We start from the raw sequence: 8,547 nt of genomic DNA on the forward strand, positions 1-8,547 counted from the left end.
GCCTGTCACTGTTGAAACCGAAAGATCACAAGTTGGTAACGAAGCCGGGTCCTTCCCGCCGTCACCGACCACCCCCGTAAACCAGCTCTGGGTGACCCATGTGTCGTGGGGCCCGAGAAAGGCACGCCCCGATCCATGACCGCACCCCAAGGACGCCACCGCTCGCCGTTCGCCCCTGCCTCCCGTGCCGACTCCACCCCCGGGCGGCACCGCCCCGACCAGCGGCGACGCGTGGCACGGCCCTTCGTCGCGGCGGGCCTCGCGCTCGGGCTCGGCCTGGCCGCGTTCGGGTATGCCGCCGCCACCGGGTCCGGCTCGGGGGAGCCGGCACCGGCCGGTGCCGGCGTGGCGGCCCAGGACATGGCGCTGACGAGCATGGTCGACACGGACGCGCGCACCTCCGCGGCGGCATCGCGCAGCGAGGGTCGCACCGCGATCTCCGCCGCCGACCTGGCGGCCGCCCGGCAGGCCCGGGCCGAGGCGAAGGCCGCGGCCGACAAGAAGGCCAGGGCCGCCGCCGAGCAGAAGCGGCGCAAGGCCGCCGCGGCCGCCCGCGCCGCGGCGCTCGTCAAGGCGAAGGACGACCCGCGGGCGGCGGCGCGCGCGCTCATGGCCGAGCACGGCTGGACGAGCAAGGCACAGTACAACTGCCTGGTCACCCTGTGGAACGGCGAGAGCAACTGGCGCTGGACCGCGAACAACCCGAGCTCGGGGGCCTACGGCATCCCGCAGGCGTTGCCGGGCAGCAAGATGGCCAAGTTCGGCAACGACTGGCGCACCAACCCCCTCACCCAGGTCAAGTGGGGCCTCTGGTACATCGAGCAGTCCTACGGCAGCCCCTGCGGCGCCCTGTCCGCCTGGCAGGCCCGGTCTCCGCACTGGTACTGATCGGAGAAATCCGGCCCTCCGGGCCACATTTCTCCGATTCGACCACGCATCAGAGGAAACCCTGGCGCCCGTTACCGTGAGCGCCGGCCACGCGGGTCTTTCGAGGGGTACACGGGGGGCGCAGGCCGCTCGCGGCCGTGAGCCCCCCCGGGGGGTCAGATCTTCCGCAGCCGCACCCGGCGCACCGAGTGGTCCCGGTCCTTGGCGAGCACACAGGTCGCCCGCGACCTCGTCGGCAGGATGTTCTCGACGAGGTTCGGGCCGTTGATCTCGCGCCAGATCCGGTTGGCCGTCCCGGCCGCCTCGTGGTCGGACAGCGCCGCATAGCGGTGGAAGTACGAGTTCGGGTCGGAGAAGGCCGTCTCGCGCAGGCGCAGGAAGCGGTCGACATACCACTTGCGCACGTCGTCTACCCAGGCGTCGACGTAGACGGAGAAGTCGAAGAAGTCGCTCACCGCCATGTCGGTGCCGCGGACCGGGTGGACCATCGGCGCCTGCAGCACGTTCAGACCCTCGACGATGAGCACGTCGGGCTGGTGCACCACGATCTGCTCGTCCGGGAGGATGTCGTAGGTCAGGTGCGAGTAGACCGGGGCGCTGACCTCCTCCTTGCCCGACTTGACCTCGGCGACGAAGCGCAGCAGCGCCCGCCGGTCGTACGACTCGGGGAAACCCTTGCGCGCCATGAGGCCCCGCCGTTCCAGCTCGGCGTTGGGCAGCAGGAACCCGTCGGTCGTGACCAGCTCGACCCGGGGGGTGTCGGGCCAGCGGGCCATCAGCTCACGCAGGATCCGCGCGGTCGTCGACTTGCCGACCGCCACGGAGCCGGCGACGCCCACCACGAACGGGGTCTTGGCGGGGCGCTCACCGAGGAAGTCCGTCGTCACCTGGTGCAGCTGCTTGGTGCCCGCGACGTAGAACAGCAGCAGCCTGGACAACGGCAGGTAGACCTCCTCGACCTCCCGCAGGTCAACCGGGTCGCCGAGCCCCTTGAGCCGGGCCAGGTCGGTCGCGTCGAGGCTGAGCGGGTGGTTCTCCCGCAGCCGCGACCATCCCGCCCGGTCGAACTCGACGTAGAGCGACGGGATGGAGTCGTAGGCTCCGTACGCTTCCAGTGACACGGGAGCATTGTGTCGGACTCCCGGGCCGGGCAGGCGGTTGCGTGCGGCGCTTCGGGCCTCTGACGGGCACGGCAGCGCCGGGCCGCGAACGGGTCGGGGCCGCCGGCCGTCCCCTAGGCTGATCCCCATGTGCGGAATCGTGGGATATGTCGGCCGGGTCGACGACGGCACGGCGCTCGACGTCGTCATGGAGGGCCTGACCCGGCTCGAGTACCGGGGCTACGACTCGGCCGGTGTCGCGCTCGTCGCCGGCGACCGCGTCGAGACCCGGAAGCGGTCCGGCAAGCTGGAGAACCTGCGTCGCGAGCTGGCCGAGCACCCGCTGCCGGCATCCCGCACCGGGATCGGCCACACCCGCTGGGCCACCCACGGCGGCCCCACCGACACCAACGCGCACCCGCACCGGGGTGGCACCGACGGCAAGCTCGCCCTGATCCACAACGGCATCATCGAGAACTTCCACGCCCTCAAGGGCGAGCTGCTCGCCGACGGCGTCGCCTTCGCCAGCGAGACCGACACCGAGGTCGTGGCCCACCTGCTGGCCGCCGCCTACCCGACCACGGCGGACCTCACCGAGGCGATGCGCGCCGTCGTCGCCCGACTCGAGGGAGCCTTCACCCTCCTCGCGGTCCACGCCGACCAGCCGGGCGTCGTCGTCGGCGCCCGCCGCAACAGCCCGCTCGTCGTCGGGCTCGGCGACGGGGCGAACTACCTCGGCTCCGACGTCGCCGCCTTCATCGGCCACACCCGCCACGCCCTCGAGCTCGCCCAGGACCAGATCGTCACGATCACCCCCGACAGCGTCACCGTGGTCGACTTCGACGGCACCCCCGCGCAGGGCAGGGCGTACGAGGTGACCTGGGATGCCGCCGCGGCCGAGAAGGGCGGCTACGCCACCTTCATGGACAAGGAGATCCACGACCAGCCGCACGCGGTGCGCGACACCCTGCTGGGGCGCACCGACGAGCAGGGCCGGCTCACCCTCGACGAGCTGCGCATCCCCGAGCAGAAGCTGCGCGCGATCACCCGGATCACGATCGTGGCGTGCGGGACGGCGGCATACGCCGGGATGACGGCGAAGTACGCCATCGAGCGGTGGACGCGCATCCCCGTCGAGGTCGCGCTCGCGCACGAGTTCCGCTACTGCGACCCCATCGTCGACGAGCAGACCCTGGTCGTGTCGATCAGCCAGTCTGGCGAGACGATGGACACGCTCATGGCGGTCAAGCACGCCCGCGAGCTCGGCGCGCTGACCATCTCCATCTGCAACACGCACGGCTCGACGATCCCGCGCGAGTCCGACGCCGTCCTCTACACCCACGCCGGCCCCGAGATCGCCGTGGCGTCCACCAAGGCCTTCCTGGCCCAGATCACCGCGAGCTACATCCTGGGCCTCTACCTGGCCCAGCTGCGCGGCGGGACCTTCGCCGACGACGTCCGGGCCGTCCTGAAGGAGCTGGCGCAGGTCCCCGACAAGATCCAGGTGGTGCTCGACCGGATGGGCCGCGTCAGGGAGATCGCCCGGTTCATGGCCGACAGCCGGGCCGTGCTCTTCCTCGGCCGGCACGTCGGCTACCCGGTCGCGATGGAGGGGGCGCTCAAGCTCAAGGAGCTGGCCTACATCCACGCCGAGGGCTTCGCCGCCGGCGAGCTCAAGCACGGTCCGATCGCCCTGATCGAGCCCGGTCAGCCGGTCTTCGTCATCGTCCCGTCGCCATCGAGCGAGCACGGGCTGCACGGCAAGGTCGTCTCCAACATCCAGGAGATCCGGGCCCGCGGGGCGCGCACCCTGGTGATCGCCGAGGACGGCGACGACGACGTGGTGCCCTTCTCCGACGAGGTCATCCGCGTGCCCGCGACCGCACCGCTGCTGGCCCCGCTGCTGACGGTCGTGCCGCTGCAGGTCTTCGCGCTCTGGCTCTCGACCGCCAAGGGCCTCGACGTCGACCAGCCGCGCAACCTGGCCAAGTCGGTCACCGTCGAGTGAGCGGGGTGACCCGGTGATCGTCGGGGTCGGCATCGACGTCGTCGACATCGAACGCTTCGGCGCCGCGCTCGAGCGCACCCCTGCATTGCGCACCCGGCTGTTCACCGCGCCGGAGGCCGAGCTCGGGCTGGCCTCGCTGGCCGCGCGGTTCGCCGCCAAGGAGGCGCTCGCCAAGGCGCTCGGCGCGCCCGGTGGGCTCGCCTGGACGGACGCGCGGGTCGTGACCAACGCGCTCGGCAAGCCCTCGCTCCAGGTCGTCGGCACCGTCGCGGCGCGCGCCGCAGACCTCGGTGTGGCCCGCCTGCACGTCTCGCTGTCCCACGACGCGGGCATCGCGTCGGCCGTCGTCATCGCGGAGGGCTGATGATCCGGGCACTGTCGGTCCCCGACATCCGCGCGCTCGAGGCGGCCGCCATGGCCGGCCTGCCGGACGGCACGCTCATGGGTCGCGCGGCCCGCGGTCTCGCGGACGTCGCCGCTGCCCGGCTCGAGGAGCACGGTGGGCGCACCGTCGTCGCGCTCGTCGGCTCGGGCGACAACGGCGGGGACGCCCTGTATGCCGCTCACTTCCTCGCCGAGGTCGGCTTCCCCGTGGCGGCGGTGCTCGTCAGCGATCGAGGCCGTTCCGCGGCCCACCCCGGCGGGCTCGCCGCCCTGGAGCAGCACGGCGCGGTCGTCGTCGCGGTCGACGACCCGGACGAGGCAGCCCGTGTCGTGGCCGGCGCAGACCTCGTGCTCGACGGGATCACCGGCATCGGCGGCCGCCCCGGGCTGCGCCCTCTCGCGGCTCGCCTCGTCGGGGCGGTCGACGAGGACGCGTGGGTCATCGCCGTGGACGTCGCCAGCGGCCTCGACCCCGATGGGCGCGTGCGCGCCGACGCCGTCGTCTGGGCCGACGAGACCGTGACCATGAGCGTCGCGAAGCCGGCGCACCTGCTGCCCGCTGGAGAGGGTGCCACCGGGCGGCTCACCGTGGTCGACATCGGGCTGGACCTGGGTGACGTGCCGGCGGCGGTCGAGCGGCTCACCTTCGACGACGCCGCCCGGCTCTGGCCGGTGCCCGGCCCGGCCGACGACAAGTACTCCCGCGGGGTGCTCGGTGTCGTCGCCGGGGGAGAGCACTACACCGGGGCAGCGGTTCTGTCGGTGCTGGCCGCCGTCGAGGCGGGGGTGGGCATGGCCCGCTACGTCGGCCCGCCGACTCCCATGCAGCTGGTCCGCTCCGCGGTGCCCGAGGCGGTGCACGGTCCCGGCCGGGTGCAGGCCTGGCTCGTCGGTCCGGGACTCGATGTCGAGAGTGCCGCCGAGGAACAGCTGGCCGTCGCGGCCGCGGCGCTCGCGTCGGACCTGCCCGTGGTCGTCGACGCCGGCGGGCTCGATCTGCTCGAAGGCCCTCGTGGCGCGCCCACCCTGCTGACCCCGCACGCCGGTGAGGCGGCTCGCCTCCTGTCCCGGCTGCCGGCCGGCGGCGACGGGACGACCGGCCGGAGTGAGCCCGGCTCCGGCGACGACCGGAGCACGGGCGCGGCTGCGGCAGCCACCGTCGATCCGGCTGCTCGACCCGAGGGGGCGGCGGGGGACGGGCCAGGAGGGGCGGCGGGGGACGTGACCCGGGATCAGGTCGAGGCCGACCCCGTCGGGGCGGTCCGGCGCCTCGCCGAGCTGACCGGCGCCACGGTCCTGCTCAAGGGCTCGACCACGCTCGTCGCGGGGGCCACCGGCCCGGTCCGGTCGCAGGCCGACGCACCCGCGTGGCTGGCCACGGCGGGCGCCGGCGACGTGCTGTCCGGACTGCTTGGCATGCTGCTCGCCACCGGGCTCGACCCGCTCGACGCCGGCTCGCTCGGCGCCCTGGTGCACGGGCTGGCCGCGGCACGTGCCTCGTCGGGGGGCCCGCTGCGCGCGCTGGCGGTGGCACACGCCATACCGGCCGCCGTACGCGAGCTGCTCGCTCGCACTGTGTGAGGCCACGACGTGGCAGACTGCGACCGATGACACCAGAGCCGAGCACCTACGGACTGCCCGTGTGGGCCGAGATCGACCACGCGGCGCTCGCGCACAACGTGGGGGTCCTGCGCGAACGCGCGGCCGGCGCCGAGTTCATGGCGGTGGTCAAGGCCGACGCCTACGGCCACGGCCTGCTCCCCGTGGCACGTACCGTCATCGCGGCCGGCGCGACGTGGCTCGGCGTCGCGCAGATGCCCGAGGCCTTCGCGCTTCGCGACGGCGGCATCACGGGCCGACTGCTGACCTGGCTCGCGGTGCCGGGTGCCGACTACGCCGGCGCCATCTCGCGCGACATCGACCTGTCGGCCTCGGCTCCGTGGACGCTCGACGAGATCGCGGCCGCGGCCCGGACGGTGGGTCGCCGGGCGCGGGTCCACCTCAAGGTGGACACCGGGCTCGGCCGCGCCGGCGCGTACGGAGCCGACTGGGACACGCTCGTGCGACACTCCCGCCCGCTCGAGGCCGAGGGCGTGCTCACCGTCGTCGGGGTCTGGACCCACCTCTCGCACGCCGACACGCCCGGGCACCCGACGATCGTGGCGCAGCAGGAGCGGCTGTTCGAGGCCGCCCGGGAGGCCGAGCGGCAGGGGTGCCACCTCGAGGTGCGCCACTTGGCCAACTCGGCGGCGACACTGCTCTACCCCGCCACCCACGGCGACCTCGTCCGGCCGGGGATCGCCCTCTACGGCCTCTCCCCGGTCCCGCAGGTCGACGACGACTTCGGGCTGCGGCCGGTCATGTCGCTTCGGGCCCGGCTGGCGCTGGTCAAGCGGCTGCCCGCCGGGCAGGGCATCAGCTACGGCCACCTCTACACCACCGAGCACGACACCGTCGTCGGTCTCGTGCCGGCCGGTTACGCCGACGGCATCCCCCGCAACGCGACGAACGTGGGGCCCGTCGTCCTCGGCGACACCCGCACCCGGGTGGCGGGGAGGGTCTGCATGGACCAGTTCGTCGTCGACCTGGGCCCCGACTCGACGGCTCGGGCCGGCGACGTCGCCACCCTCTTCGGCGGTGCGCCGGGCGAGCCGACCGCGCAGGACTGGGCGGCGGTCACCGACACCATCAGCTACGAGATCGTCGCCCGCCTCGGGGTCCGGATCCCGAGGATCCATCTGGGGGGCGCCGGGGACGCGGTCGGATGAGTCCGGCGAGACGGCGCAACCCCCTCGTCGGGGTCGGCGCGACCATCGTCGGCGCCGCCGCCGGCGTCGCGGCCGGCATCGTCGCCGACCGCGCGACCAAGCACCGTGCCGCGATGTTCGCCCTCGACACCCGCGACACCTACGAGGTCGTCCCGGACCAGGAGCGCGTCGTGCTCACCGACGACGGGGTGACCCTGCACGTCGAGATCGACGAGCCGTCGGCCGAAGCGGCCACCGCCGCGGCGCAGGGCCGCACCGCGCACGGGCGCGCCGACGAGCTGCCGACGGTGGTGCTGACCCACGGCTACTGCCTGAGCCTGCGCTGCTGGGTCTTCCAGCGGCGGGCCCTCAAGGCGGCCGGCTACCGGGTCGTCAGCTGGGACCACCGTGGGCACGGCCAGTCCGGCCGGGGCGAGCCCGACTCCTACGTCGTGGACCGGCTCGCCAAGGACCTGCACACGGTCATCGACAAGGTGGCCCCGACCGGCGACCTCGTGCTCGTGGGGCACTCGATGGGCGGCATGACGATCATGGCGCTGGGCCGGCTCGATCCGCGGCTGGTCAAGGACCGCGTCATCGCGGTGGCGTTCGTGGCGACCAGCCCGGGCGGCATCACCCTCGCGAACGGCGGCCGCCGGGCGACCATCGGCAAGCAGCTGCTCGGCCGGCTCGGCCCGGTCGTGCTGGCACCGCTAAGCGAGCGGCCCGAGCTCTGGGCCTGGCTGCGGCGCTCGAACTCCACCCTCGAGGACTTCCTCGTCGACCAGAACTCCTTCGCCTCTCCGGTGGCCGCCTCGCTCGTGCACTACACCACCGACATCCTGCTCAGCACGCCGCTCGACGTGATAAACGACTACCTCGGGGCCTTCGACGGGTTCGACATCCGCCCGGCCCTGCAGCACTTCCGCGGTACCCACGTGCTCGTGTTCAACGGCGTGGACGACATCCTCACGCCGCCCGAGCACAGCGAGCTGATCATCGAGGCGATCCCTGGGGCGGAGCACGTGCTGGTCCGGGACGCCGGCCACGTCATCATGCTCGAGCATCCCGACCTGCTGAACGCCCAGCTGCTCGATCTCGTCGAGGGTGCGGTCCGCGCGCGGGTCGAGCACCTGGCGGTGAGCCAGAAGCCACGGGTGCAGCGCACCATGACCAACGTCGCGAAGGAGCGGCTGGCGCGGGCGCGGACCGCCCGGCCGAGCCGGCACGCCCGGGTCGCCGAGTCGAAGCAGCGGCGTGGCGCGTGACGTGCGGCTCGCCACGCCCGAGGACACCCGGGCGTTCGGCAGGTGGCTGGGTACCCGGCTGCGGGCCGGCGACCTCGTCGTGCTCACCGGTGACCTCGGTGCCGGCAAGACGACCCTGACCCAGGGCCTCGGTGAGGGGCTGGGCGTCCGGG

8 protein-coding genes are annotated in these 8,547 nt (G+C 73.3%); 7 read left to right on the forward strand and 1 reads right to left on the reverse strand.

What is annotated here, in order from left to right; genetic code table 11:
- Nucleotides 1-231: 231 nt before the first annotated feature.
- The gene (locus WMI84_RS15055; RefSeq protein WP_347354564.1) at nucleotides 232-888 is read left to right on the forward strand and encodes a hypothetical protein; all 657 of its coding nucleotides are present in this window, start codon (nucleotides 232-234) and stop codon (nucleotides 886-888) included.
- Between the two features lie 155 nt (nucleotides 889-1,043).
- Here WMI84_RS15055 and coaA read toward each other — a convergent pair whose 3' ends face one another.
- On the reverse strand, nucleotides 1,044-2,009 hold the full coding sequence (gene coaA, locus WMI84_RS15060; RefSeq protein WP_347354566.1) for a type I pantothenate kinase: 966 nt from the start codon (nucleotides 2,007-2,009) through the stop codon (nucleotides 1,044-1,046).
- A 127-nt stretch (nucleotides 2,010-2,136) separates the two neighbouring features.
- On the opposite strand from coaA, the gene glmS reads away from it, so the two are divergent.
- The 6 genes from glmS to WMI84_RS15090 all read left to right on the forward strand — a co-directional run.
- Entirely contained in the window at nucleotides 2,137-3,996 is a 1,860-nt protein-coding gene (gene glmS / locus WMI84_RS15065) for a glutamine--fructose-6-phosphate transaminase (isomerizing) (RefSeq protein ID WP_347354568.1), read from the forward strand.
- Nucleotides 3,997-4,009: 13 nt separating this feature from the next.
- Entirely contained in the window at nucleotides 4,010-4,360 is a 351-nt protein-coding gene (locus WMI84_RS15070; protein WP_347354570.1) for a holo-ACP synthase, read from the forward strand.
- Nucleotides 4,360-5,961: an NAD(P)H-hydrate dehydratase gene (locus tag WMI84_RS15075; RefSeq protein WP_347354572.1), complete on the forward strand. Its 1,602-nt coding sequence runs from the start codon at nucleotides 4,360-4,362 to the stop codon at nucleotides 5,959-5,961. Before WMI84_RS15070 ends, WMI84_RS15075 begins: the two co-directional genes overlap by 1 nt.
- Before the next feature lie 26 nt (nucleotides 5,962-5,987).
- Nucleotides 5,988-7,148 (forward strand): alanine racemase, encoded by a 1,161-nt coding sequence (alr, locus tag WMI84_RS15080; protein WP_347354574.1) that lies wholly within the window; start codon nucleotides 5,988-5,990, stop codon nucleotides 7,146-7,148.
- Nucleotides 7,145-8,395: an alpha/beta hydrolase gene (locus WMI84_RS15085; protein ID WP_347354576.1), complete on the forward strand. Its 1,251-nt coding sequence runs from the start codon at nucleotides 7,145-7,147 to the stop codon at nucleotides 8,393-8,395. The genes alr and WMI84_RS15085 overlap by 4 nt, the downstream gene beginning before the upstream one ends.
- Nucleotides 8,385-8,547 (forward strand): tRNA (adenosine(37)-N6)-threonylcarbamoyltransferase complex ATPase subunit type 1 TsaE (locus WMI84_RS15090; RefSeq protein ID WP_347354578.1); only part of this gene is annotated, 163 nt, incomplete at its 3' end. The genes WMI84_RS15085 and WMI84_RS15090, both read left to right, overlap by 11 nt.

The sequence above is a fragment of the Intrasporangium sp. genome, from assembly GCF_039812505.1.
In the GTDB taxonomy this organism is placed as follows: domain Bacteria; phylum Actinomycetota; class Actinomycetes; order Actinomycetales; family Dermatophilaceae; genus Intrasporangium_A.